Source organism: Jannaschia marina (genome assembly GCF_013404595.1).
In the GTDB taxonomy this organism is placed as follows: Bacteria; Pseudomonadota; Alphaproteobacteria; order Rhodobacterales; family Rhodobacteraceae; genus Jannaschia; species Jannaschia marina.
Genome location: NZ_JABVAX010000018.1, coordinates 21875 through 46437, shown reverse-complemented (window position 1 = coordinate 46437; position 24563 = coordinate 21875). Strand labels below are relative to the sequence as shown.

Genomic DNA, 24563 nt, shown 5'->3' with positions numbered 1-24563 from the left:
CGGGGCGATCACGCCCCGGCCTCCTCTGCGTCGGTCTCTTCCTCGTCCTCGGCGGTGCCGACGACATCTTCCGGAGAGACCCAGCCCAGCATCACGCGAGCGGTCATGATCATGTCCTGCGCTTCCTCGAGCGAGACGTCGAAGGGCTCGAGCAGGCCATCGTCCTTCGTGCGCTCGCCGTTCACCACGGTCCAACCGCCGGCCAACTCCCAATCGGCGCAGGTCGCGAAGTCTTCCAGCGTCTTCACACCATCGGCGGTCAGCGCCTGCAGCATCTGCGGTGTCAGACCCTCGAAACCGGCCAGGTCGTCGGCAAGGCCCGCCTCGCGCGCGGCCTCCATCGCCTTGGCGTTCTGCGCCTCGAGGTAGTCGCGGGCGCGGGCCTGAAGCTCGGCCGCCGTCTCCTCGTCGACGCCGTCGATGACCAGAAGCTCGTCCACTTCGACGTAGGCGACCTCCTCGAGGTTGGTGAAGCCTTCGGACACCAGGAGCTGGGCGAAGAACTCGTCGAGGTCGAGCGTCTCCATGAAGAGCTTCGTGCGCTCCTCGAACTCGGCCTGGCGACGCTTCGACTCCTCTTCCTCGGTCAGGATGTCGATATCGAGCCCGGTCAGCTGCGAAGCGAGGCGCACGTTCTGACCGCGGCGACCGATGGCGAGCGAGAGCTGCTCCTCGGGTACGACGACCTCGATGCGCTCCGCGTCCTCGTCGAGGACGACCTTGGTCACCTCGGCGGGCTGCAGCGCGTTCACGAGGAAGGTCGGCGCATCCTCCGTCCAGGGGATGATGTCGATCTTCTCGCCCTGCAGCTCGTTGACGACGGCCTGCACGCGGCTGCCGCGCATACCGACGCAGGCGCCGACGGGGTCGATCGCGCTGTCGTAGGAAATGACGGCGATCTTGGCGCGGCTGCCGGGGTCGCGGGCGCAGCCCTTGATCTCGATGACGCCGTCGTAGATTTCCGGCACTTCCATGCGGAAGAGCTCGACCATGAACTCCGGCGCGGTGCGCGACAGGAAGATCTGCGGGCCCCGCTCCTCGCGGCGCACGTCCTTGATGTAGACGCGGATGCGGTCGCCCGGGCGATAGCTCTCGCGGCCTATCTTGTCGTTGCGCCGCAGGCTGGCCTCGCCCGCGCCAATGTCGACGATAACGTTGCCGTATTCCTCGCGCTTGACGGTGCCGTTGATGATCGTGCCGGCCCTGTCCTTGAACTCCTCGTACTGGCGCTCGCGCTCGGCTTCGCGGACCTTCTGGATGATGACCTGCTTCGCCGATTGCGCGGCGATGCGGCCCATGTCGACCGGCGGCACTTCCTCGGTGAAGGTGTCGCCCACCTTCGGGTCGTCGAGATACTGCTTCGCGGTCTCGACCGTCATCTCGGCCTTCTCGTTCTCGAGAAGCTCTTCCTCGACCACGGTGCGGACGCGGGTGAACGTGGCACGACCCGACTTGCGATCGATCGAGACGCGGATGTCCATCTCGGAGCCGTAGCGCGACTTCGCGGCACGGGCGAGGCTCTCTTCCATGGCCTCGACCACGAGGGCCGGGTCGATCATCTTCTCGCGCGCGACCGCATCGGCGATCTGCAGCAACTCGAGCTGGTTGGCGGATGTGATGGCCATCTATTCTTCCTCACCGTCCATGAGCGTTTCAACTTCGTCGAACTGGGTCTCGTCGATCTGACCCGTATCCTTGCGATTCTTCAGCACCTCCCGGATCAGCTCATCCGTCAGGATCAGCTTCGCATCCGAGAGCCATTCGAACTTCAGGCCGATGGTCGGCGTCTCGCCGCCCTGCTCGATCTCGATGAGGATCTCGTCCCCCTCGGTCCCGCGCAGCCAGCCCTTGAACCGGCGCTGCCCGTCGATCAGCTCTTCGGTCTCGACCCGGGCCTCGTAGTCGGCCCAGACGTCGAAATCCTTGAGACGGGTCAGGGGCCGGTCGATGCCGGGGCTCGACACTTCGAGCGTGTATTCATCGGCGATCGGGTCTTCCACGTCGAGCGTGGCCGACAGCGCCGTCGAAATCTCGGCCAGCTCATCGACCTCGATCCCGCCGTCGGGGCGATCGGCCATGACCTGCAGCGTCGCCGTCTTGCCGGACATCAGCCGAAGGCGCACGAGTTCGAACCCCATGTCCTCGATGACGGGGGTGACGATCTCGGCGAGGCGCTTGTCGAGCGCGGTCTTCGCGATCAGGTCGGACATTGATTCCCTTGCGTTCGCATTCAGGCACAAAAAAACGGGCCCGCGGCCCGTTGCTGTCTCCGGTGGGGCCCGGAGGCCGCCGCTGTTGAAAGGCGATATAGGGACAGCGGTGGAAACATGCAAGCGCCGCGACAGTTGTCTCGGCAGATCAGCCAGGAGACCCCCATGCCGACCCTCGACATCGCGCTTGCCGACATTCCCGAAGCGACACCCTTCCAGCCCGAGGGATGGGATGTCCTCCTTCTGCGATTCGGTGAGGAGGTGAGCGCGCTCGCCCCAACCTGCCCCCACTTCGGTCTGCCGCTCGCCAAGGGCGTGGTGCGGGACGGGACGCTCATCTGTCCGTTCCACCACGCCTGCTTCGACGCCCGCACCGGCGCACAGTCACAGCCTCCGGGCCATGGCGATCTGCGCCGCTTCGAGGCTGTGGTGCGCGACGGGCGCGTGCAAGTCGAAGTCACGGATGGCCCCGATCACGTCGCGACTGCCCATGCTCGCCAGGGTATCGACGCGCGCCGTTTCGTCATCGCCGGCTCCGGGGCCGCGGCCGATGCCTGTGCCCATGCATTGCGGGAGGGGGGATTCGAGGGGGCGATCGAGATGATCTCCCCCTCCGGCCCGCCCCTCGACCGGACGATGCTGTCGAAGGCCGTCCTGGCCGGAGAAAAGAGCCCCGACGATCTGGTCCTGAGCGATGCGGAGGCGCTCGCCGATCTCGATGTGACCGTCATCGACGGCACCGTCGCGGGCGTCGAGCCGGGGCACGTCACCCTGACGGAGGGCGGCCGGCACGCATGGGACGGGCTCCTGCTCGCGCCAGGCGGAGTTCCGATCCGGCCGGATTGGCCGGGTGCCGGGCTCGCGGGTGTCCACGTTCTGCGCAGCGGGGCCGAGGCCGCGGCGCTTTCGGCGGCGGCGGAGACGGCGCGGCGGGTCGTCTTCGTGGGCGGCGGGTTCATCGGGATGGAGGGGGCGCTCTCGCTCGCCAAGCGCGGACTCGACGTGACCGTCGTCTTGCGCGAGGAGGTGCCGCTTGCCCATGTCTTCGGCAAGGACATAGGCGGCGCGATCCGCACAGAACACGAGGAGGCGGGCGTTCGCTTCGTCGCCGGGGCGGAGGTGAAGGGTATCGCAGGTGACGCCCACGCGGAGGGTGTCGCCCTTGCCGACGGAAGCACGGTGCCGGCCGATCTCGTCGTTCTGGCGCTCGGGGTGCGACCTGCAACGGCGTCGATCACGGGTCTGCCGCTGGCGGAGGACGGCAGTGTCGCCACCGGGGCTGACCTGTCGGTGCCTGGGCATCCCGGTCTCTACGTGGCGGGCGATTGCGCGACGGCTCCGACGCCCTTCGGCACCGCTCGGATCGAGCATTGGCGCGTTGCATTGCAACACGGCCGTGCCGTCGCTCGCGCCTTCCTCGGCGCGGACGGCTCATCCGACATTCCCTTCTTCTGGACGGCACTCGGTCGCCAGTACCGCTATCTTGGCCATGCCGAGGACTGGGACGAGATCCGCCTCGACGGCGATCCGTCCGGAGCCTTCCTCGCGCATGTCGTGAAGGACGGCGAGATCCGCGCGGCGATCACGGCCGGCAGGGACGCGGACCTGGCCGAGCTGCACCTGCGGATGAAGGCGGCCGGAGGACCGATCCCGGCCTAGCGACCGTCGGAACATCCCGAAGACCCGGGCGCGACGGCGCGACCCGGGTTTCCGACGGGCCTCAGCCGCAACTCAGCTTGGTGATGATACCGTCGTCGTCGAGCTCAATGTTCAGCCGTTCCGGCACGTGATCCATCGTCACCGGCTGGCGCGGCCGGATGACGCGATGGTTCAACTCGGCAGGCAGGGTGACGGCGGCGATCGGCTGGCCGATGAGGCTCATGTAGCCGGCGCGGTCGCAGGTGTCTTCACCGGGGTCCGGCATGGCGGGGGTCTCCGTCGGGTCGTCGTTGTCGGCCTTGCAGGCTGCGAGCGCGGCAAGGAGGGCGAGGATCGTAATGTATTTGGTCATATCTCACTGTCCGGCGCACCTGTGGCGATTGCAATGGGGCTGATGAAGGCCCGCGACGCTCCGCCACAGAGGTTGAGACAAGAAAATCTTGCCCAGAACCGTCCCGCCCGGCCCTTGCCCCGTGCAGATGTCTGCTCCACCCTGCCGCGAAAACAGGAGGACGCCCATGCGCACCAGAGCCGCCGTCGCCATCGAGGCCGGAAAGCCACTCGAGATCATGGAGGTGAACCTCGACGGCCCGAAAGCGGGCGAAGTCCTGGTCGAGATGAAGGCAACCGGCATCTGCCACACCGACGAGTTCACGCTCTCCGGGGCCGATCCGGAGGGCCTCTTCCCGGCGATCCTGGGGCATGAGGGCGCGGGCGTCGTCGTGGAGGTGGGCGAGGGCGTCACCACGCTCAAGCCAGGTGATCACGTCATCCCGCTCTACACGCCCGAGTGCCGGGAGTGCGACTATTGCCTCAATCCCAAGACCAACCTCTGCCAGTCGATCCGCTCGACCCAGGGGCAGGGCGTCATGCCCGACGGCACGTCGCGGTTCACCACCCTCGATGGCGATCCGATCCTGCATTACATGGGCTGCTCGACCTTCGCGAACCATTCGGTCGTGCCCGAGATCGCGCTTGCCAAGGTCCGCGAGGACGCGCCCTTCGACAAGATCTGCTACATCGGCTGCGGCGTGACGACGGGTATCGGGGCCGTTATCAACACGGCCAAGGTCGAAATCGGCTCCACTGCGATCGTGTTCGGCCTGGGCGGCATCGGGCTCAACGTGATCCAGGGCCTGCGCCTCGCCGGGGCCGACCGGATCGTCGGCGTCGACCTGAACCCCGCCAAGGTGGAGATGGCAACGCGCTTCGGCATGACCGATTTCGTCAACCCGAAGGAGGTGGACGGCCCGCTCGCGTCCTATCTCGTCGACCTGACGGGCGGGGGTGGCGACTATACCTTCGACGCGACCGGCAATGTCGAGGTGATGCGCACCGCGCTCGAGTCGGCGCACAAGGGCTGGGGCGAGAGCGTCATCATCGGCGTCGCCCCCGCGGGTGCCGAGATCGCGACGCGGCCGTTCCAGCTGGTGACGGGGCGCGTCTGGCGCGGCACGGCCTTCGGCGGCGCGCGCGGGCGGACGGACGTTCCGAAGATCGTCGACTGGTACATGGACGGAAAGATCGAGATCGACCCGATGATCACCCACACCATGGGCCTCGACGACATCAACAAGGGCTTCGACCTGATGCACGCCGGAGAGTCGATCCGGTCGGTCGTCGTCTACTGATGCGTCTCGCTCTGGCTCTCTGCGTTACGGTCGTTCCGGCTACGGCGCAGAAGGAGCTTACGATGGCCGCTCCGACGGCGAGGCTCTGACGTGATGTTGCGCGACAGACGAACGCCTCGGTCATCCGTACGATCCGTGAGCCTGATACCGACCCTGCTTGGGCTACCCATGACCCTTGCCGCGCAAGAGGCTATGCCTTGCGTCGATGCGGCCGGCTGTCTCGGCGCGGTGCAGGCGGCGGAGACCTTCGTGTCGAGCACGCGGGACACAGAGAACGGCGGGACGAGCCACCTCGAGATGACCTGGACGGTGCTCGACACGGCCGCCTTGCGCGACGGGCTCGATCCGCAAATCGTGGTGGTTCTGCGGTCGCAACACTTCCTCGACGGCGTGCGGTCGGCGTCCGAGCTGACCGAGCTCGGTCGGTTCCTGTGGTTTGAAGGGTTCGAGCGTATAGAACCAGGGCGCTACGCCGTTACCGGTGCCGTCTTCGACGACAGTCTAGGCTGCCCTGCGCGTATCAGTGTCGATGTCGATGCGCGGGCGCATACCGTCGCCCTGCGGGCGGGCGAGCCGGCCCCGTCACCGTTCCTGACGGAGACACTGGGAGAGAGCTGCCTCGACGCAACCGAGTGATAGAAGACGTCGCCGCACGCAGCTCGATAGACGGCGCGCCGCCCCTTCGCTAGGCGTGGAGGAAAGAGGAGGCCACATGCCCGAACGCGACCGTCCCCTGCTGGCCGTCCTGATCGACGCGGACAACATCCCAGCGAAGTTCGCCGTCCCGATCCTCAAGGAAATCACCGGGCTCGGTGAGCCCGCCCTGCGCCGGGTCTATGGTGACTGGTCCTCGGGGGCGCTGCGCAACTGGTCGGACAAGGTGCTCGAGCTCGGCCTCGTCGCGCATCAGGAAACGGCCAACACCAAGGGCAAGAACGCAAGCGATATCGGCCTCGTGATCGACGCGATGGACATCCTGCATGCCGGGCGCTTCGACGGCTTCGTCCTCGTCTCCTCCGACAGCGATTTCACCCGCCTGGCAAGCCGCATCCGCGAGGCCGGCCTCGACGTGATCGGCATCGGCGAGGGCAAGGCCCCAGAGAGCCTGCGCAACGTCTGCAACCGGTTCATCCTGATCGAGAACATCGTGGACGAACCGGCGGAGGCCAAGCAGAGCGGCGGCTCCTCCAAGAAGAAGCCGCAGGACGCGCTCCCGCTCATCCTGCGCGCGATGGAGCAGATGGAGCAGGACGACGACTGGGTCGCGCTCGGCGCGCTGGGCTCGACGATCATGGCTGCCGTGCCCGACTTCGACACCCGCACCTACGGCAAGCGCAAGCTGAGCGAGCTGATCGCCGACATCAAGCGGCTCGAGACGCGCAAGGAAGGCAATCAGCTTATGGTCCGCCGGCGCGACTGAATCCGAACAGGGAAAACGGGACGATGGGATCGCTGCTTGGGCGTATCGTAGGATTGCTGACCGGGGCGGCCGCACTGTCCGGTCCCGCGCTGGGCGAGCCATCGGCGCGCGAGACGGTGTTGCGTTTCGCCGAGCGCTTCCTCGGGGCAGAGGCCGTCGCCCGGCTTTCTGCACCGTCGCCCGCTGCCTACGAATCTTTTGCCCTTCTGGAGGTGGACGCCGATACGACGCCGTATCCCGACGGCCTTTGGGGGAAGCTTCTGCTCGACGAGATGCTGAACCATTCGGACAAGGCCGTCTGGCTCGATTGGCGGTACAATGTCCTCACGCTGATCGATGACGACGATTGGAACGATCAGCTGGGTGCCGTCTTCGCGCAGTACGGCGTGCCCCGTCCGACCCCGGAAGAACGTGCGGAGATCCTCGCACTCGCCGCCGAGCGCCACGGCGCGCGCCCCGAGGTTATGATGTTTCCCGCGCTTCAGCCGCTCGCCGAAGTTCGAGGCCATCGCTTGATGCTGTTCGACAACGACTCCGACGGTCTGGGTCTCTTCATGCTGCCGGTCGGGGAGGCGTCGGAGTGGCACCTGACCCATCTCGGGGATGTCCTGATCATCGATGCCGCGATCGGAACGGTCGCCGATCCGCGACGCAGTGGCAGGATGTCCGTGCTGGCAAACTGACGCGGTTCAGGAGGTCCCGTCCTCTCCGAACTTCTGCCGGATCGCCCGCAGGACGGGGATGGCCGTGCGTGTCCGCTGCGCCCCGATGTCGGCGACGGCCTGCGACATGATCGGTCGGATCGCGGCCAGCGCCGCCTCCCGGGCGGCGACTCCCGCAGGGCTGATCGAGACGCGCTTGCGCCGGGCGTCGTCCCAGTCGGGGCGGACATGGACGTGCCCCGCCCACTCGAGCTTCGCCAGCGTATTCGTCATCGCGCCACGGGTGACGTGGAAGGTGCGGGCGAGTTCGGTCGGGCTGCGCTCCACCGGGGTCTGAGCGAGGTAGTTGAGCACCGTGAAATGCGACAGTTCCATTCCCTTCGGCAAGGCACGGGACAGGCGGGCACGGACGAGCTGATCGGCGGTCAGCACCTCGCTGAAGAGCGCGACGGCCAGCTTGTCGATCTCCTCGCTCATGGTCCTTCCCAGGGTTGCTCCGATGTGATGGCGGGAACGCGCGCGCGCGCAGCTTCGACCGCGGCCGGGTCGATCTCGGTGACATAGGCCCCCGTGGCGTCCCCAGCGTCAAGCAGGACCTCGCCCCAGGGTGCGACGACCATGGAATGACCGTATGTTGTGCGCGACTTGCCGGTCGATGCGGCATGTTTGCCCGATTGCGCGGGGGCGACGACGAAACAGCCGGTCTCGATCGCCCGGGCGCGCAGGAGCGGCTCCCAATGCGCCGCCCCCGTGACCGGCGAGAAAGCCGAGGGCACCGTCAGAAAGGCCGCCCCGGCCCGCGCCAGCCGCCGATAGAGCAGCGGAAAGCGCAGGTCGTAGCAGATCGTCATGCCAAGTCCGCCCCAGGGCGTTTGCGCCAGCGTCGCGCGTGTTCCGGGGCGATAGCCGGCGGACTCCCGGTAGGTCTCGGTTTCCGAAACGGCGACATCGAACATGTGGATCTTGTCATAGCGCGCAGCGATCCGTCCCTCCGGGTCGATTAGGAACGACCGGTTGGCGAAGCGCCCCGCCGGGTCGGCCGTGCGCAGCGCAAGTGACCCGATCAACACCCAGATGCCCTGCGCCTTGGCCTCGGCCCGGAGCGCGGCAAGCGTCGCATCGCGCGGCTCGGGCCGCAGGACGCCGCGCTGGTGCGCGCGGTCGGTCGACAGGCAGTTCGTGACCTCGGGCGTCGCGACGAAGTCAGCCCCCTGCGCCACCGCCTCGCGCAGGAGCGCGAGCGTCTCGGGCAGGTTCGCCTCCGGATCGTCGGAGACGCAGGTCTGCAGGAGCCCGAGCCGCATCAGCTCCGCAGCAGCGCGTCGAGCTTGCCCGAGGCATCGAGCGCGAAAAGATCGTCGCAGCCGCCGACGTGGGTCGAACCGACGAAGATCTGGGGCGTCGTGTGCCGTCCCTTCGCGCGCTGCATCATCTCGGCCCGGCGGTCCGGGCCGCGGCTCACGTCAATCTCGGTTACCTGCGCGCCTTTCTTCGCCAGAAGGCGCAGCGCCGCCGTGCAGAACCCGCAGCGCGGCTGGGTATAGATCTCGACGGCTTGCATCGGCCGGTCTCCTGTCTCGGTGTCGGCCCTGCATATACGCCCTCAACGGTCCTTCGCAACGCGGGCCAGCAGCAGAACACTGATCCGTGAGGGCTGCGCGGGGGCGAGGGCCTCGGCGCAGGCGGTCAGGGTCGCACCCGAGGTCATCACGTCGTCGACGAGCGCGACATGGCGGCCGCGGATCGCTTCGGGCCGGGCAACGGAGATCGAACCGGCGACGTTGAGGTGACGGCCGCTTGCGGAACGGCTGTCCTGGGGCGGGGTGTGGCGCGTCCGTGTCAGGGCGAGCGGATCCCAGGGGCACCCGCTCAGCCGCGCCAGTTCCTGCGCCAGGAGGGCGGATTGGTTGTACCGACGCTTCAGAAGCCGCCAGCGGTGGATCGGCACCGGAAGCAGCAGCGTCTCCGGCGTCAAAACGTCGCGTGCGCGCCGGTGCATCCAGGCCGCGGCCCCGCGTGCGAGTTCCGTCCGGTCGCCATGCTTGAGCGAGAGCACGAACCTGCGGGCCAGGCCGCCGTAGCGCAGCGCGGCCCGTCCCTCCGCCCAGGGCCGACCCTCCCGCAGGCAATCGTCGCAATGCATTGGTCCCTTGCCCTCGCCCGGCAGGTCCGTGCCGCAGAGGTCGCAGGTCGCGCCCGAAAGGAAGGGCGTTTCGCGCCAGCAGTCGGGGCAGAGGCCGCCCACCTCCTGGACGCGGGCGTCGCACATCAGGCAGGTCGGCGGGTAGAGCGCGTCTCGCAGGAGCGTGACCGTGCGTCCCCCCGCCCTTTGCAACGTCGCCTGCATGACCTAACTCCCCTGCATGTCGCATCCGACGCTGACCGACCCCCGGGCCCTGGCCCTGCACCGCGCACGCGCGGACGGCTCGGCATGGTTCCTGCACGAGATCGCGCGGGACGAGGTCGAGGAGAGACTCAAAGACGTTAACAGAACCTTTACGACCCCTGCGGTCGTCACGGCGCATCCCGAGGTCTGGGGCGACCTGTTGCGCGGGGCGCAGGTGGTCGAGGCGGCGGACACGCTCGACCTCGCGCCGGGCGCACACGATCTCGTGCTCCACGTGATGAACCTGCATTGGGCGGACGACCCGGTCGGACAACTGATCCAGTGCCGCCGGGCCCTGCGCGAGGATGGGCTCCTGCTCGTCGTGACCCTTGGCGGCGAGACGCTGACGGAATTGCGCGCCGCCCTCGCCGAAGCCGAGACGGAAGTGACGGGTGGCCTGAGCCCCCGTGTCGCCCCGATGGGCGAGATCCGCGATCTCGGGGCGCTTCTCGGCCGTGCGGGGCTGGCTCTGCCGGTTGCGGACCGCCTGCCGTTGAAGGTGCGCTATCGCGACATTCTCCACCTGGCCGCCGATCTGCGGGCCATGGGCGAGACCAACGCCCTCGCCGCGCGTCGCCGCGGCACGCCGCCGCGGGCCCTCTTCGCGCGCGCCGGCGCGATCTACCGCGCGGCCTTTCCCGACGGGGACGGGCTGCGCGCGACCTATGAGCTGGTGTTCCTGACGGGCTGGGCCCCGTCCGACACCCAACAGAAACCGCTGCGCCCCGGATCGGCGCAGGCGCGTCTGGCCGATGCGCTCGGTGTGCCCGAATTGGGCGCGGAAAAGGGATAGACATGAACGATATGGGCTTTCACCCGCTGCCCCACGCGCCGACGGACCACCCGAAGGTCCGCATGGCCAAGGTCGGCATCCTGCTCGCGAACCTCGGCACGCCCGATGGCTACGACTACTGGTCGATGCGCCGCTACCTGTCGGAGTTCCTCTCGGATCGTCGCGTGATCGACTATTCCCCCTTCCTCTGGCAGCCGCTCCTGCAGGGCGTCATCCTGACATCGCGGCCCTTCCGATCGGGCGCGGCCTACAAGTCGATCTGGAACCACGAGGCGGGCGAAAGCCCGCTCGCCACGATCACCAAGGCGCAGACGAAGGCCGTCGCGGAGCGGATGCAGAAGACCTATGGTCCGCAGGTCATGGTCGACTACTGCATGCGCTACGGAAACCCGTCGACCATCGACAAGGTCCGCGAGATGCAGGAGGCCGGCTGCGACCGGATCGTCTTCTTCCCGCTCTACCCGCATTACGCCGGCGCGACCTCGGCCACGGCGATCGACCAGTTCTACCGCGGCTTGATGAAGCTGACGTGGCAGCCGAACGCGCGCACGGTGCCGCCCTATTACGACGACGCCCGCTATATCGAGGCGCTCGCGGGGTCGATCCGCCGGGCATACGACGTGCTCGACGTGGAGCCGGACATTCTCGTCTGCTCCTATCATGGCGTGCCCAAGCGCTACCTGATGCAGGGCGACCCGTACCATTGCCAGTGCCAGAAGACGACGCGGCTCCTGGGCGAGAAGCTGGGTTGGAGCCAGGACAAGCTCGTGACGACCTTCCAGTCGAAGTTCGGACCGGAGGAATGGCTGAAGCCCTACACCGTCGAGGAGGTTGCGCGTCTGGCCGAGGAGGACGGCAAGAAGAACATCGCCGTCTGTGCTCCGGCGTTCTCGGCCGATTGCATCGAAACGCTCGAGGAGATCAACGAGGAGATCAAGGAGAGCTTCGAGGAGGCGGGCGGCGAGCGCTTTACCTACATCCCGTGCCTCAACGACGAGGCCGCCCATATCGACGCTCTCTGCGGCATCCTCGACGATAACCTGAAGGGTTGGGTCTGAGAGTTCCGACCCGCCGGGCCAGTCCAGGCAGGTGGGTCGGTGATGACGGGTCTCAGGTGCCGATGAGACGACCCTTGAACGTCTGGTCGCCGACCCGCACGCGGCAGAGCCCGTCGGTCAGCATTTCCACCAGGATCCCCTGGATCGACAGGTGATTGCCGATCGCGATCGTCTTCAACATGCCGTGTCCTCCCCAGGCTGCATGATTGCGCCATTTGTAGGGCAAAAAATGGGCATGAGAAGTTATAAATTCGTTAAATTAGGCGTTTGAGGCAAAATTGTGTCGCATCTACAGCCAATCGCGCAGGATTGGGATCAACGGGATGTCCGCCGCGGGCATCGGATAGTCCCGCAGCGCGTTCGGCCGGACCCATTTCAGGACCTGTCCTTCGCGGGCCGCAGGCTGCCCTTTCCATTTGCGACAGACGAAGAGTGGCATCAGCAGGTGAAACGTGTCGTAGCTGTGCGAGGCGAAGGTCAGCGGGGCGAGGCAGGAAGCCCAGGTGTCGATGCCGAGTTCTTCCTGCAGCTCCCGGATGAGCGCGGCCTCGGGCGTCTCGCCGGGCTCGACCTTGCCGCCCGGAAACTCCCACAGGCCGGCCATGGACTTGTCCGGCGGCCGCTGCGCGAGCAGGACGCGCCCGTCGGGATCCACCAGAGCGACGGCCGAGACGAGGACGGATTTCACGAGCGGTAGTCCGCGTTGATCTCGACGTAGCGGTAGGTCAGGTCGCAGGTCCACATCCGGTCGCTCGCGCTCCCGAGGCCGAGGTCGACCGACAGCCGGATCCGGTCGCGCGTCATGTAGGCCGCGCCCGCGTCTTCGGTGTAGTCGGGCGCGCGCTGCCCCTTCTCGGCCACGGTGATGTCACCGAACCGGATAGTCAGCCGGTCGCGGTCGGCGCGTGCGCCGGATTTGCCCACCGCCATGACGACGCGACCCCAGTTCGGATCTTCCCCGGCGATGGCCGTCTTGACGAGCGGGCTGTTGGCGATGGCCGAGGCCACGCGGCGCGCATCGAGCGCGTTGGCGGCTCCCGTCACCTCGACCTCGACGAGTTTCGTCGCCCCTTCGCCGTCCATGACGAGTTGCAGCGCGAGGTCGTGCAGAACCTCATGGAGCGCCGTGCGGAAGGCCTTGCCCGCGGCGGAGCGGGATGAGGCGATCTCCTCGTTCCCGGCCCGGCCGGTCGCCGCGACGATCAGCGTGTCAGAGGTGGAGGTGTCGCTGTCGACGGTGACGGCATTGAACGTCGATTTGGTCAGGTCCGAAACCATGGTCTGCAATGCGCGGTCGGTGATGCTGGCATCCGTGAACACATAGGCGAGCATCGTCGCCATGTCGGGCGCGATCATGCCCGACCCCTTGGCGATACCGGCGATGGTGACCGCCTTGCCGTCGAGCTCGACCGTGCGCGTCGCGCCCTTGGGGAAGGTATCGGTCGTCATGATGGCGCGGGCCGCGTCTTCCATGCCACCCGCGTCGAGCCGTGCGGCAAGCGCGTCGATGATCGCGGTGACGCGGTCGTGGGGCAGGGGCTCGCCGATGACCCCGGTGGAGGAGGTCAGCACCCGGCTTGCCGGAAGTCCGAGCGCGTGGCTGGCCGCCGCGCAGATCGCGCCGACCGAATCCTCGCCCGCGGCCCCGGTGAACGCGTTTGCATTGCCCGAGTTCACGAGGATCGCCCAGCCGCCCGAAGCCGCGCGGGCCTTGAGCTTGGCCTGCCCGTCACGCACGGCGGCCGAGCGCGTCCCGGATGTCGTGAAGACGCCCGCGATGGCGGACCCGGAGGCAATTTCGGCCAGCATGACGTCGGTGCGCCCGCCGGGCTTCGGCCCGCCCTTCACGCCGGCGTGGCCACTGGCGAAGCGCACGCCGTCGATGGCGGGCAGCGTCGGAAATTCGGGGGCAAGCGGCGACACGAGCGGGCCCTTGGGCCCCGACAGCTGCGCCTCCAGCTCCGCGATGCGGGCGAGGAGCGCCTTCTTCTTCGGGCCTTTCTTTTTGCCCTTCTTCTTGTCGCCGCCTGCCATCACGTCACTCCGACAGGAGCGCGTCGTCGCGGATGACCGACGGGTCGATCTCCACCTCGGCGCGGCTGATGTCGGCCTCGTCCGTCAGGCGCTCCAGCTCCGCCTGGGTCGCCGCGTTGCGCACCTGCGCCTCCAGTTCGGCGCGGACCTGCTCGAGGCCCGGCACCTCCTGGTCGCGGCTCTCGTTGAGCTGGATCACGTGCCAGCCGAACTGCGTCTGTACCGGCGCTGAGATCGCGCCGACCTCCATTGCGACGACTGCCTCCTCGAAGGCGGGGACCATCATGCCCTTGCCGAACCAGCCGAGCTGACCGCCGTTCGGGCCGGAGGGCCCGGTCGACTTCTCGCGCGCGACCTCGGCGAAATCGGCACCGGCCTCCAGTTCCGCGACGATGGCCTGGGCCTCTTCCTCGGTCTCCACGAGGATGTGGCTGGCGTTGTATTCCGTCTCGGCTTCGGCGTTGCCGTATTCGGCCTCGTAGGCGGCTTGCACCGCGTCCTCGTCCAGCGGCTGCTGCGCCAGACGGTCGAGTTCCTGCCCCGCCACATAGGCGCGGGTCTCGTTCTCGACGCCGAGTTCGGTGGCCTTCGACGGGGCGGCCGCGTCGGTCAGGACCTGCTGCTGGATGATCTGGTCGAGCATCCCCTGATAGAGCACGTCGTCGGGCAGCTGCTGATACTGCTGCGGCAGGCGGCTGCGCAGGGCGATGACGTGGCCGAGGGTGATCTCGGTGCCGTTGACGGTGGCGAGCACCGTGTCGATATCGACCTCCCCATGGCCGTCGGCCAGGGCCGGCCCGGCGAGCGCGAGGGCCGCGACCCCGATCAGGAAGTGTTTCATTGCGATCCTTTCCGGCCAAGCAGGCCGTTCTCTTCGTGGCGTCCCGGGGGCGTTCGTTGACACCCGTGGGGGCGGGTCTTAAGTGCGATGAGGACTTATTTTCAACGCGCCCGCTCGTGATTTTCCCCTCGTGTCTATGGGGCCATCGAACGGTCGGCAAGGGCGCGAGATGCAGGACGGATCATGCTTGGATTGGGCTCTATCGCGAAGAAGGTCTTGGGCACGCCGAACGACCGCAAGGTCAAGGCGACACTGAAGATCGTCGAGCGGATCAACGCGCTGGAACCGGAGTTCGAGGCCCTCTCGGACGACGAGATCAAGGACCGGACCGAGGCGCTCGCCACCCGCGCGCAGAAGGGCGAGAGCCTCGACGATCTCCTGCCCGAAGCCTTCGCGAACTGCCGCGAGGCCGCGAAGCGCGCCCTTGGCCTTCGGGCCTTCGACACGCAGCTTCTTGGCGGCATCTTCCTGCATCAGGGTAACATTTCGGAGATGAAGACGGGCGAGGGCAAGACCCTCGTGGCGACCTTCCCGGCCTATCTGAACGCGCTCTCGGGCAAGGGCGTGCATGTCGTCACGGTCAACGACTACCTCGCCCGCCGCGACGCGGAGTGGATGGGCAAGGTCTACGGCGCGCTCGGCCTGACGACCGGCGTCGTCGTTCCGCAGCAACCCGAGGACGAGAAGCGCGCCGCCTACAGCGCCGATGTCACTTACGCCACCAACAACGAGCTGGGCTTCGACTACCTGCGCGACAACATGCGCGCCTCGAAGGAGGAGATGGCGCAGCGCGGGCACAACTTCGCCATCGTGGACGAGGTCGACTCGATCCTGATCGACGAGGCGCGCACGCCGCTCATCATCTCGGGGCCCTCGGAGGACCGCAGCGACCTCTATACCCGCGTCGATGGCCTCATCCCCGAGATCCAGGACGAGCATTTCACCAAGGACGAGAAGCAACGCTCGGTGAACTTCACCGACGAGGGCAACGAGTGGCTGGAAGAGCGCCTGCACGCCGCCGGCATCCTGCCCGAGGAGCAATCGCTCTATGACCCGGAATCGACCACGATCGTCCACCACGTCAATCAGGGCCTGCGCGCGCACAAGCTCTTCCTCAAGGATCAGCACTACATCGTCCGCAATGACGAGGTCGTCCTGATCGACGAGTTCACCGGCCGCATGATGCCGGGCCGCCGGCTCTCGGACGGGCTGCACCAGGCGATCGAGGCCAAGGAGGGCGTGGCGATCCAGCCCGAGAACGTAACGCTCGCCTCTGTCACCTTCCAGAACTACTTCCGCCTCTACTCCAAGCTGTCGGGCATGACCGGGACGGCGGCGACCGAGGCCGAGGAATTCATGTCGATCTACGGCCTCGGCGTGGTCGAGGTGCCGACGAACCGGCCGATCGCGCGTGCCGACGAACACGATCAGGTGTACCGGACGGCGAAGGAAAAGTACGACGCCATCGTCGCCGAGATCCGGGAGGCCCACGAGAAGGGCCAGCCCGTCCTCGTCGGCACGACGTCGATCGAGAAGTCGGAGATGCTGTCGCAACTGCTGACGGCGGCGGACATCAAGCACAACGTCCTGAACGCGCGCCAGCACGAGCAGGAAGCACAGATCGTCGCCGACGCGGGCAAGCTCGGCGCGGTGACCATCGCGACGAACATGGCCGGCCGCGGGACCGACATCAAACTGGGCGGCAACGCCGAGTTCAAGATCATGGAAGCCATCGCCGCCGACCCGGAGGCCGACCCAGACGCGATCCGGGAGCGGATCGAGGCGGAGCAGGTGGATGCCGAAAAGGCGGTCAAGGATGCCGGCGGCCTCTTCGTGCTCGCCACGGAGCGGCATGAGAGCCGGCGGATCGACAATCAGCTCCGCGGCCGCTCGGGCCGTCAGGGCGACCCGGGACGGTCGGTCTTCTTCCTGTCGCTCGACGACGACCTGATGCGCATCTTCGGCTCCGAGCGGCTCGAGAAGGTCCTCAACACGCTCGGCATGAAGGACGGCGAGGCGATCGTGCACCCCTGGGTGAACAAGTCGCTCGAACGCGCGCAGGCCAAGGTCGAGGGGCGCAACTTCGACATCCGCAAGCAGCTCCTGAAGTTCGACGACGTGATGAACGACCAGCGCAAGGCCGTCTTCGAACAGCGGCTCGAGATCATGGAGGCCGAGGACATCGGCGAGATCGCGCAGGATATGCGCCACCAGGTCATCGACGACCTTGTCGACAGCTATCTGCCGCCGCGCTCCTACGCCGACCAATGGGACGCGGAGGGGCTCTATGCCGCGGCGATCGACACGCTCAACCTCGACGTGCCCGTGATGGAATGGGCCGAGGAGGATGGCGTCGACCAGGAGGTCATGCGCGAGCGCCTCTACGAGGCCTCCGATGCGCTCATGGCCGAGAAGCTCGACGCCTTCGGCGAGGAGCAGATGCGCCAGATCGAGAAGCAGTTCCTCCTGCAGACCATCGACGGCAAGTGGCGCGAACACCTTTTGACGCTGGAGCATCTGCGGTCCGTCGTGGGCTTCCGCGGCTACGCGCAGCGCGATCCCCTGAACGAATACAAGACCGAGGGTTTCCAGCTTTTCGAGACGATGCTCGACAGCCTGCGCGTCGAGGTGACGAAGAAGCTGGCCAAGGTCCGTCCGCTCTCGGAGGAAGAGCGCAAGCAGATGATGGAACAGCTCGTCGCGCAGCAACGCGCCGCGGCCGCCAAATCCGCGCCCGCGAAGGCCGCGGCACCGCAACCGGCCGCCGCGGAGCCCACCGCGCAGCCGGCGGCGGCGCAGGCCGACGGCGAGGTTCTGGAAGCGGCTCCGGGCTTCGACGTGGCCGACCCCTCGACCTGGGGTAACCCGGGCCGCAACGACCTCTGCCCCTGCGGATCGGGCAAGAAGTTCAAGCATTGCCACGGGGCCTACTGATACCGCGCGCCCGGTTTCGGACCGGGCGACAGGTAACCTGAACGCATCGAGTCGTCGCCGAATGGTGCGACGCATTCCCCAGAATTGCCCGAATTGGGCGGCATATCCGCGGAAGTGACAGGTTTCCGAGGAGCCCTCCGATGACGCAGGAAGAATTCGACGCGCTCGACGACAGCCGCCCCGGTGACGCGCTCGTGCAAACCGCCGTCGCACCGGCCGCGCAACTGCGGGCCGCGATCGCCGCCCAAAGCCCCCTGCGGCTCGGGATGGTCGGCCTCTGCGTACTGGCGCTCGTCGGGTTCGCCGGGACGCGGATACTGGCGAGCGACCCGATCACCGTCTCCGACATCAGCGCCCTTCCGGCCACGGTGCCCGCGCCGGCGGCTCTGCCCGAACTGCCGCAGGCACCCGCCGAGGTCGCCGCGCTGACCGCTTCGCCGATCCAGTCCGTCGAGGCGCTGGAGACGACACAGGCCGCGCTGCCGGTCGCCGCGCCCGTCGATTGCGCCGTCACGGTCGAGGCGATGCCGCTGGCCGGAGCCATCGTCGCCCTCGACATTTCCGCCCCCTGCGACGCCGGGGCCCCTGCGACCGTCCGTCACCACGGTCTCGACGTCGCGATCGCGCTGGACGATGCCGGCGCGGCGCAGGTCGAGATGCCGGCGCTCGCCGCCGCGGCCAGCTTCATCGTGCGCGTCGAGGGGCGCGACGGGATCGGCCGGCAGGTCGAGGTGTCGGACCTCGACCGCTTCAACCGCGTCGTACTCGCATGGACTGGCGATCTGGGGCTCGAGTTGCACGCCTTCGAGGAGGCAGCAGACTACGGGAGCGACGGTCACATCGGCCCCGATGCCCCGGCGACCATCGCGCGCGCGCTGTCGGGGCGCGGCGGCTACCTTGCCACGATGGGGGGTGCCGCGCCGTCGGAGGACGCGCCTGTCGCCCTCGTCTATACCGCTCCCGCCGAGACCGATGTTTCCGTCGCCATCGACGTTCCCGTGACGGCAGCAACCTGCGGCGCGACGGTCGAGGCGCAGGCGCGCGTGATCGAGCGGGGCGTCGCTGCCGACACGCAGCAAGTCGCGCTCTCGATGCCGGATTGCGGAAGCGAGGACGGCTACGTCCTTCTCGGTGAGGTCGCCCGGTTCAGCGCGCCGGTGGAGCTTGCCGCGAAGTGAGGGCCGCTCCGGTCCCAAACGAAAAGGGCGACCCGCGGGCCGCCCTTTGGCATGTCCGGGAGCCTGCGCTCACATCAGCTCGCGTACGTCCGTCAGTTTGCCGGTGACGGCCGCGGCGGCGGCCATCGCGGGCGACATCAGATGCGTGCGTCCGCCGCGTCCCTGCCGACCCTCGAAGTTGCGGTTCGACGTCGCCGCGCAGCGCTCGCCAGGCTTGAGTTGATCGGGGTTCATGGCGAGACACATGGAACAACCGGCCAGCCGCCACTCGAAACCCGCGTCGCGGAAGATGTCGGCCAGACCCTCCTCCTCGGCTTGCGCCCGCACGAGGCCCGACCCGGGCACGACCATGGCGCGCATACCGTCCTTGATCTTCTTGCCCTTCAGGATCGCGGCGGCGGCGCGCAGATCCTCGATCCGTCCGTTGGTGCAGGAGCCGATGAAGACCGTGTCGATCGCCACGTCAGAGAGCGGCGTGCCGGGCGTCAGGCCCATGTAGTCGAGCGAGCGCGCCGCGGCATCGACCTTGCCGCCCTCGAAGTCGGTCGGCGCAGGCACGGCTGCGGTGATCGGGAGGACATCCTCGGGCGAGGTGCCCCAGGTGACGACCGGGGCGATATCCTCGCCCGCAATGGTGACGACCATGTCCCAATGGGCATCGTCGTCGGAATAGAGCGTCTTCCACCAATCGAGCGCGGCCTCCCACTGCGCGCCCTTCGGCGCGTGGGGACGGCCTTCGCAGTATTCAAACGTCTTCTCGTCCGGCGCGATCAGGCCCGCGCGCGCGCCGCCCTCGATCGCCATGTTGCAGACCGTCATGCGGCCTTCCATGCTCAGGTCGCGGATGGCTTCGCCGCAGTACTCTATCACGTAGCCGGTGCCGCCGGCCGTGCCCGTCTTGCCGATGACCGAAAGCGTGATGTCCTTGGCCGTGACGCCGGGGCGCAGCTTGCCCGTGATCTCGACCTTCATGTTCTTCGACTTCTTCTGGATCAGCGTCTGCGTGGCCAGCACATGCTCCACCTCCGACGTGCCGATCCCGTGGGCGAGCGCGCCGAAGGCCCCGTGGGTCGCCGTGTGGCTGTCGCCGCAGACGACGGTCATGCCGGGCAGGGTCCAGCCCTGCTCGGGGCCGACGATGTGCACGATCCCCTGCCGCACGTCCGAGACGGGGTAGTAGTGGATCCCGAAGTCCCTGGCGTTCTTGTCGAGCGCGGCGACTTGGATCGCGCTGTCCTCGGTCATGTTCTTCGGATCCTCGCGCCCGGCGGTCGTGGGCACGTTGTGATCGGGCACCGCGATCGTCTGATCGGGGCGGCGCACCTTGCGGTTCGTCATCCGGAGGCCCTCGAAGGCCTGCGGGGAGGTCACCTCGTGGACGAGGTGGCGGTCGATATAGAGGAGACAGGTGCCGTCCTCGGCCTCGTGGGCCACATGGGCATCCCAGATCTTGTCGTAGAGCGTCTTGCCGGCCATCGCTTTGGCTTCCTTGGCTGGAGTGTCTTGAATCGTCGGTCGTCGGTCGGTGGAGGCCGGGCGTCAGCCGCGGGCCGTCACACCATGGGCACGCCCGAAGAACCGCCAGGGCAGGAAGGCATGGTCCGAAAGGTCGTGCACGCGTTTCATGGGGCTAGGGCATAGAGTGCCGGCGACCCCGTGGCAACGGCAGGAATGCCGCGACCCCGAGCAGACCGGCGAGCAGCACGAGGTAGGAGCCGGCGTCGACCGCACAATAGGGTGCCACCGATGCCGGCTCGGAACAGAGCGCGCCCGTCGGAGCCAGAGCCCCGTTCCCCAAGGCGATGGCAAGCCCCGTAAGCGGCGCACCCACGGCCACGACGCCTCCGCGCAGGATCCAGACGCGCAACGCGCCGTCGGGCGGTCGCCTGACGAGACGCATCGCGACGGCGGCCGCCCCGGCCACGGCACTGTAGAGGATTGCAAGATAAAGAGGCATTTCCACCAATATGCTCCACCAGAGGTAGTGACAGGTTCCCAGCGTGTCGAAGAAGAGCTGGTCGCAGAACTCGCTGCCGTGCCCTGCCCGGCTGTCCACATAGAAGACGTAGAGACCAAGAGCCGCGGCAAGCAGCGTCGCGATAGAGCCGGTGCGGGTCAATCCGGATACCTCTTGCCCTCGACGTAGAGTTGATTGTGGATCGATTCGACGCGCGCGCCGTAGTCGGTCACCGCCGTCTCGCCGGTGCTGTTGTAGAGCGTCGCGACCCGCCGGAGTGTTTCCGGCGTCGTTCGGTCCCTGAGGCGGCGCAGGAAGAACGCCCCGGCCGTGACGCTCTCCCGCATGTCTTCCATGTCGCTGCGACTGAAGAGGCGAGACCAGTATTCGACGTTGATGTTCATCGGGCGCAGCGTTGCGTTCATGCCGAATGGTTCGAACAGAACATCATAATGCCCATGGGTAATTTCCATCCAGCAGATCGCCCGGACCCAGCCGAGCGGAACGCCGAACCGCTCTGCCGCATCGACCATGGCTTCCCCGAGACCGTTCCAGTCGGTCGTGAGATTGGCGAGCACTTCACTTTCGATGAAAGGCCGCGAGGCATCGGCGGACTCGTTCTCCGCGATACGGAACTCGTAGGGAATGTCGTAGATGATCGACATCTTGCGGCTGATCTCGGCCGTGACCGTCGTCGTCATGTTGGCGCGAACGGTCACGTCGCCCTCGAACACCTCATCGAGGGGCACACTCCGGAAGTCGTGGTGATGCGGGCCGACACGGGGCACGATCCGCACCCGGCACGCGCCCGACGAGAGCGATCCGCTCGTCCAGGGACCGGCGGCCGTTTCGCCGCGGGCGAAGATCGTCCGCCCGCTGACGTGCAGGATCAACGCATCGAAGTCGATTGCCTGGCGATCGTCCGCCCGGGACACGACGTCGACCCTGATCTCCGCACAATCGCAGGTCTGGACGATCTGTCCGATTTCCAGATCGGAGAAGGAGTCGATCTCGAAGATGCCCGGCATTCGCTATCCGTTGTGTGATCGGTCGAAGCGGTCCGGTAGACCATTACATTGCAACGGAATACGGACAAGCATCATACTGCGCGGATGGAAGACGACATCCTTCAGGACATTCCACTCCGGGACGAGCTGATCCGACTGTGGAATCTGGCAATCAACTTCGGCTCCGACCTGCTGGAACCCGGGTGGAAGCTCTGGCAGCTTCTCATCATCCTGGCGCTGGTGGCCGCCGCCTGGCTTTTGCGGCGCTGGGGCGTGGAGCGGATGACCGCGTGGATGCGTTCGCAGACGGGCCGGCCGAAGTGGCAGCTACGCTGGCTCGTGATCGTGCGCAACCGGCTTGGGCTCATCGCTTTCGCCATCCTGTCGTGGACGGTCTATCTGGCGATGCTGGAGCTCTTCCGATGGCCGTCCTACAGCTACCTCGTCGGGCTCGCGGCCACGATCGGCACGGCCTGGATGGTCGTCAGCTTCATCGCCCGCCTCGTGCGCAATCCCTTCCTGCGCAAGATCGTGAACTGGGGGCTCTGGGCCTATGTGACGGTCTTCTACCTCGGCGTCCTCGACGAGACGAAGACGCTCCTAGACAACCTCGCCATCGAGGTCGGGGACTTCCGGCTCTCGGCGCTTGGCGCGATCACGGCGCTCATCGTCATCGGCATTCTCTTCACCGTCGCGCGTTTCCTGTCCCAGACGACCTCCGCCCGCATCTCCCGAAACGAGGACATCAGCCCCTCGATGCGGGTGCTCGTCGTCAAGCTCCTGCAGATCGTCCTCTACGCGGGGGCCTTCTTCCTCGGACTGAAGGCCGTGGGCTTCGACCTTACGGGCCTCGCAGTCCTCTCGGGCGCGATCGGCGTCGGCCTCGGTTTCGGTCTGCAGAAGGTCGTCTCGAACCTCGTCTCGGGCGTCATCATCCTGCTCGACAAGTCGATCAAGCCGGGCGACGTCATCACCATCGGCGACACCTTCGGCTGGATCAACGCGCTGACCGCCCGCTACGTCTCGATCACGACGCGCGACGGCAAGGAATACCTCGTTCCGAACGAGGACCTGATTACCGGCCTCGTGGTCAACTGGTCCCATTCGAACCAGCTCGTGCGGCTCGACATCTATTTCGGCACCGCCTACGGCGACGACCCGCATCTGGTGCGCAAGGTCGCGATCGAGGCCGCGGCCGGCACCACGCGCGTCCTCGCGAGCAAACCGCCCGTCTGCCACATCGTCGGCTTCGGTGATTCCTCGGTCGACTACATCCTGCGCTTCTGGATCGCCGATCCGACCGACGGGCTGACGAACATTCGCGGCAACGTCTATCTCGCGCTCTGGGACGCGTTTCAGGAGAACGGCATTTCCATCCCCTTCCCGCAGCGGGAGGTGAAGCATCTGAACGGCCAACCGCCGATGTCGCTCGAAGGACCGGACGACGCCGCGCGGCTTGGGAATGACTGACGCGGCATCGACCCTTGCCAATCTGGCCGAGGGCCGGCTCGACGCGCGCGACCTGATGGCGCGGACGCTCGACCGTATCGAAGCATCGGACCTCAACGCCGTGGTATCGCTGCGAAACCGGGACGACCTGATTACCGAAGCGGCCAACCCGCGCCCCGGCCCGCTTTCCGGGTTGCCGATGGCGGTGAAGGACCTGGTCGAGACCGCAGGCCTGCGGACGACCTATGGCCACCCGGCCTTCGCCGACCATGTGCCCGCAACAGACGGTCCGACCGCCGCCGCCCTGCGCGCGGCGGGCGCGATCCTGATCGGCAAGACCAACACGCCGGAGTTCGGCCTCGGCTCCCATACGTTCAACACGGTCCACGGCACGACGCGCAATCCCTGGGACCGGGCCCGCAGCGCGGGCGGCTCCTCGGGCGGGGCGGGGGCGGCGCTGGCGGCGCGGATCCTGCATCTCGCGGACGGGTCGGACATGATGGGGAGCCTGCGCAACCCAGCCGCCTGGAACAACGTCTTCGGTCTGCGCCCGACCGTCGGATTGCTGCCCCAGCCGGCGGCGGGCGACCCGATCCTGCATCCGCTGGCGACCGACGGGCCGATGGCGCGCACGCCGGACGACCTGGAATTGCTTCTCTCGGTGCTCGCGCCGGACTATCGGCCCGAAGGCCCGCGAGCGGCGCGCATCGGCTGGCTCGGCGACTGGGGCGGGGCCTATCCGCTCGAAGACGGCATCGCCGCGCTTTGCGAAGCGGCACTCGACGGGCGGGCCGACCCGCTCGCGCCGCCGTTCTCTGCCGAAGCCCTCTGGGAAAGCTGGACGACCCTGCGGTCCTTCGCCGTCTGGCAGAAGATGAAACCGCTCTGGTCCGATGCCTTCGCCGCGCAGTCGAAAGAGGCGCTGCGATGGGAAGTCGCGCGGGGGCAGGCCGTGACGCTCGACGATCTGACGCGGGCGAGCGCGATCCGCGCGGACTGGGCGCGCCGGTTCGCGGCGCTGCCGGTCGACGTGGTCGCGCTGCCGGCGGCGCAGTGTTTCCCCTTCCCGGCGGAGTGGGTGCATCCGAAGGAGATCGCCGGGCAGGCGATGGACAGCTACCACCGCTGGATGGAGATCGTCGTGCCTGCCTCGCTCATCGGCGTCCCGGCGGTCTGCGTCCCCGTGGGGTTCCGGGACGGCCTGCCGATGGGCGTGCAGCTGATCGGCAAGCGCGGACGCGACAGCGACCTTCTGCACCTCGCGCGGACGCTGCACGAGACGACCCGCTGGGCCGATCGTGCGCCGCCGGAGGTGTAGCGGGGCGGGGCGGGCGGAAAGCATAG

Annotated in this window: 25 protein-coding genes; 11 read left to right on the top strand and 14 right to left on the bottom strand. The window is 67.4% G+C overall.

The window, feature by feature from the left end; translation table 11 throughout:
* Positions 1 to 8: 8 nt before the first annotated feature.
* Positions 9 to 1625: a transcription termination factor NusA gene (gene nusA, locus HSX43_RS17970; protein WP_179381524.1), complete on the bottom strand. Its 1617-nt coding sequence runs from the start codon at positions 1623 to 1625 to the stop codon at positions 9 to 11.
* Positions 1626 to 2210 (bottom strand): ribosome maturation factor RimP, encoded by a 585-nt coding sequence (rimP, locus tag HSX43_RS17965; protein WP_179381523.1) that lies wholly within the window; start codon positions 2208 to 2210, stop codon positions 1626 to 1628. It abuts the gene before it with no gap.
* 165 nt (positions 2211 to 2375) lie between these two features.
* On the opposite strand from rimP, the gene HSX43_RS17960 reads away from it, so the two are divergent.
* Positions 2376 to 3869, top strand: a complete 1494-nt coding sequence (locus tag HSX43_RS17960) for an FAD-dependent oxidoreductase (RefSeq protein WP_179381522.1) — start codon at positions 2376 to 2378, stop codon at positions 3867 to 3869.
* Between the two features lie 61 nt (positions 3870 to 3930).
* Here HSX43_RS17960 and HSX43_RS17955 read toward each other — a convergent pair whose 3' ends face one another.
* The gene (locus HSX43_RS17955; RefSeq protein WP_179381521.1) at positions 3931 to 4221 is read right to left on the bottom strand and encodes an I78 family peptidase inhibitor; all 291 of its coding nucleotides are present in this window, start codon (positions 4219 to 4221) and stop codon (positions 3931 to 3933) included.
* A gap of 166 nt (positions 4222 to 4387) precedes the next feature.
* Between HSX43_RS17955 and HSX43_RS17950 the strand changes: the two genes are divergently transcribed.
* The 4 genes from HSX43_RS17950 to HSX43_RS17935 all read left to right on the top strand — a co-directional run bounded on the left by HSX43_RS17950 (position 4388) and on the right by HSX43_RS17935 (position 7603).
* A complete protein-coding gene (locus HSX43_RS17950) occupies positions 4388 to 5500 on the top strand; it encodes an S-(hydroxymethyl)glutathione dehydrogenase/class III alcohol dehydrogenase (RefSeq protein WP_179381520.1) in 1113 nt (370 codons plus the stop codon).
* A 192-nt stretch (positions 5501 to 5692) separates the two neighbouring features.
* The gene (locus HSX43_RS17945) at positions 5693 to 6136 is read left to right on the top strand and encodes a hypothetical protein (protein WP_179381519.1); all 444 of its coding nucleotides are present in this window, start codon (positions 5693 to 5695) and stop codon (positions 6134 to 6136) included.
* A 76-nt stretch (positions 6137 to 6212) separates the two neighbouring features.
* Positions 6213 to 6920: an NYN domain-containing protein gene (locus HSX43_RS17940; RefSeq protein WP_179381518.1), complete on the top strand. Its 708-nt coding sequence runs from the start codon at positions 6213 to 6215 to the stop codon at positions 6918 to 6920.
* 23 nt (positions 6921 to 6943) lie between these two features.
* The gene (locus tag HSX43_RS17935; protein WP_179381517.1) at positions 6944 to 7603 is read left to right on the top strand and encodes a hypothetical protein; all 660 of its coding nucleotides are present in this window, start codon (positions 6944 to 6946) and stop codon (positions 7601 to 7603) included.
* 6 nt (positions 7604 to 7609) lie between these two features.
* Here the strand turns inward: HSX43_RS17935 and HSX43_RS17930 are convergent, their stop codons facing one another.
* Genes HSX43_RS17930 through HSX43_RS17915 form a run of 4 tightly spaced genes read right to left on the bottom strand, consistent with a single transcriptional unit; the run spans position 7610 to position 9929 of the window.
* Positions 7610 to 8059 (bottom strand): MarR family winged helix-turn-helix transcriptional regulator, encoded by a 450-nt coding sequence (locus HSX43_RS17930; RefSeq protein WP_179381516.1) that lies wholly within the window; start codon positions 8057 to 8059, stop codon positions 7610 to 7612.
* On the bottom strand, positions 8056 to 8886 hold the full coding sequence (locus tag HSX43_RS17925) for a carbon-nitrogen hydrolase family protein (RefSeq protein WP_179381515.1): 831 nt from the start codon (positions 8884 to 8886) through the stop codon (positions 8056 to 8058). Before HSX43_RS17925 ends, HSX43_RS17930 begins: the two co-directional genes overlap by 4 nt.
* Positions 8886 to 9143 carry a glutaredoxin 3 gene (gene grxC / locus HSX43_RS17920; RefSeq protein WP_179381514.1) on the bottom strand — a complete coding sequence of 86 codons (258 nt, stop codon included), beginning with the start codon at positions 9141 to 9143 and terminating at the stop codon, positions 8886 to 8888. Before grxC ends, HSX43_RS17925 begins: the two co-directional genes overlap by 1 nt.
* A gap of 42 nt (positions 9144 to 9185) precedes the next feature.
* Positions 9186 to 9929 carry a ComF family protein gene (locus HSX43_RS17915; protein ID WP_179381513.1) on the bottom strand — a complete coding sequence of 248 codons (744 nt, stop codon included), beginning with the start codon at positions 9927 to 9929 and terminating at the stop codon, positions 9186 to 9188.
* Between the two features lie 16 nt (positions 9930 to 9945).
* Here HSX43_RS17915 and HSX43_RS17910 point away from each other — a divergent pair, with 16 nt between their 5' ends.
* Together HSX43_RS17910 and hemH are read left to right on the top strand one after the other, a co-directional pair.
* The gene (locus HSX43_RS17910) at positions 9946 to 10761 is read left to right on the top strand and encodes a methyltransferase domain-containing protein (RefSeq protein WP_179381512.1); all 816 of its coding nucleotides are present in this window, start codon (positions 9946 to 9948) and stop codon (positions 10759 to 10761) included.
* A gap of 2 nt (positions 10762 to 10763) precedes the next feature.
* Positions 10764 to 11819: a ferrochelatase gene (gene hemH, locus HSX43_RS17905; protein ID WP_179381511.1), complete on the top strand. Its 1056-nt coding sequence runs from the start codon at positions 10764 to 10766 to the stop codon at positions 11817 to 11819.
* Between the two features lie 52 nt (positions 11820 to 11871).
* On the opposite strand, the gene HSX43_RS19870 is transcribed toward hemH, so the two are convergent.
* The 4 genes from HSX43_RS19870 to HSX43_RS17890 form a co-directional block, all read right to left on the bottom strand.
* Positions 11872 to 12000 (bottom strand): hypothetical protein, encoded by a 129-nt coding sequence (locus HSX43_RS19870; RefSeq protein WP_268884091.1) that lies wholly within the window; start codon positions 11998 to 12000, stop codon positions 11872 to 11874.
* 108 nt (positions 12001 to 12108) lie between these two features.
* Positions 12109 to 12507 carry an 8-oxo-dGTP diphosphatase MutT gene (gene mutT / locus HSX43_RS17900; RefSeq protein WP_179381510.1) on the bottom strand — a complete coding sequence of 133 codons (399 nt, stop codon included), beginning with the start codon at positions 12505 to 12507 and terminating at the stop codon, positions 12109 to 12111.
* Positions 12504 to 13853 (bottom strand): bifunctional glutamate N-acetyltransferase/amino-acid acetyltransferase ArgJ, encoded by a 1350-nt coding sequence (argJ, locus tag HSX43_RS17895; RefSeq protein ID WP_179381509.1) that lies wholly within the window; start codon positions 13851 to 13853, stop codon positions 12504 to 12506. The genes mutT and argJ overlap by 4 nt, the downstream gene beginning before the upstream one ends.
* 4 nt (positions 13854 to 13857) lie before the next feature.
* Positions 13858 to 14694, bottom strand: coding sequence for a peptidylprolyl isomerase (locus HSX43_RS17890; protein WP_179381508.1), 837 nt, complete (start codon positions 14692 to 14694; stop codon positions 13858 to 13860).
* Between the two features lie 183 nt (positions 14695 to 14877).
* On the opposite strand from HSX43_RS17890, the gene secA reads away from it, so the two are divergent.
* Together secA and HSX43_RS17880 are read left to right on the top strand one after the other, a co-directional pair.
* On the top strand, positions 14878 to 17628 hold the full coding sequence (secA, locus tag HSX43_RS17885) for a preprotein translocase subunit SecA (protein ID WP_179381507.1): 2751 nt from the start codon (positions 14878 to 14880) through the stop codon (positions 17626 to 17628).
* A 140-nt stretch (positions 17629 to 17768) separates the two neighbouring features.
* The gene (locus HSX43_RS17880) at positions 17769 to 18806 is read left to right on the top strand and encodes a hypothetical protein (protein WP_179381506.1); all 1038 of its coding nucleotides are present in this window, start codon (positions 17769 to 17771) and stop codon (positions 18804 to 18806) included.
* Between the two features lie 69 nt (positions 18807 to 18875).
* Here HSX43_RS17880 and leuC read toward each other — a convergent pair whose 3' ends face one another.
* From leuC to HSX43_RS17865, 3 genes are all read right to left on the bottom strand, one after another.
* Positions 18876 to 20282, bottom strand: a complete 1407-nt coding sequence (leuC, locus tag HSX43_RS17875) for a 3-isopropylmalate dehydratase large subunit (protein ID WP_179381505.1) — start codon at positions 20280 to 20282, stop codon at positions 18876 to 18878.
* Positions 20283 to 20436: 154 nt separating this feature from the next.
* The gene (locus HSX43_RS17870; protein WP_179381504.1) at positions 20437 to 20925 is read right to left on the bottom strand and encodes a hypothetical protein; all 489 of its coding nucleotides are present in this window, start codon (positions 20923 to 20925) and stop codon (positions 20437 to 20439) included.
* On the bottom strand, positions 20922 to 21791 hold the full coding sequence (locus HSX43_RS17865; RefSeq protein ID WP_179381503.1) for a hypothetical protein: 870 nt from the start codon (positions 21789 to 21791) through the stop codon (positions 20922 to 20924). The genes HSX43_RS17870 and HSX43_RS17865 overlap by 4 nt, the downstream gene beginning before the upstream one ends.
* Before the next feature lie 84 nt (positions 21792 to 21875).
* Here HSX43_RS17865 and HSX43_RS17860 point away from each other — a divergent pair, with 84 nt between their 5' ends.
* Positions 21876 to 23240 (top strand): mechanosensitive ion channel family protein, encoded by a 1365-nt coding sequence (locus tag HSX43_RS17860; RefSeq protein ID WP_179381502.1) that lies wholly within the window; start codon positions 21876 to 21878, stop codon positions 23238 to 23240.
* On the top strand, positions 23233 to 24537 hold the full coding sequence (locus HSX43_RS17855; protein ID WP_179381501.1) for an amidase: 1305 nt from the start codon (positions 23233 to 23235) through the stop codon (positions 24535 to 24537). Before HSX43_RS17860 ends, HSX43_RS17855 begins: the two co-directional genes overlap by 8 nt.
* Positions 24538 to 24563 lie beyond the last annotated feature (26 nt).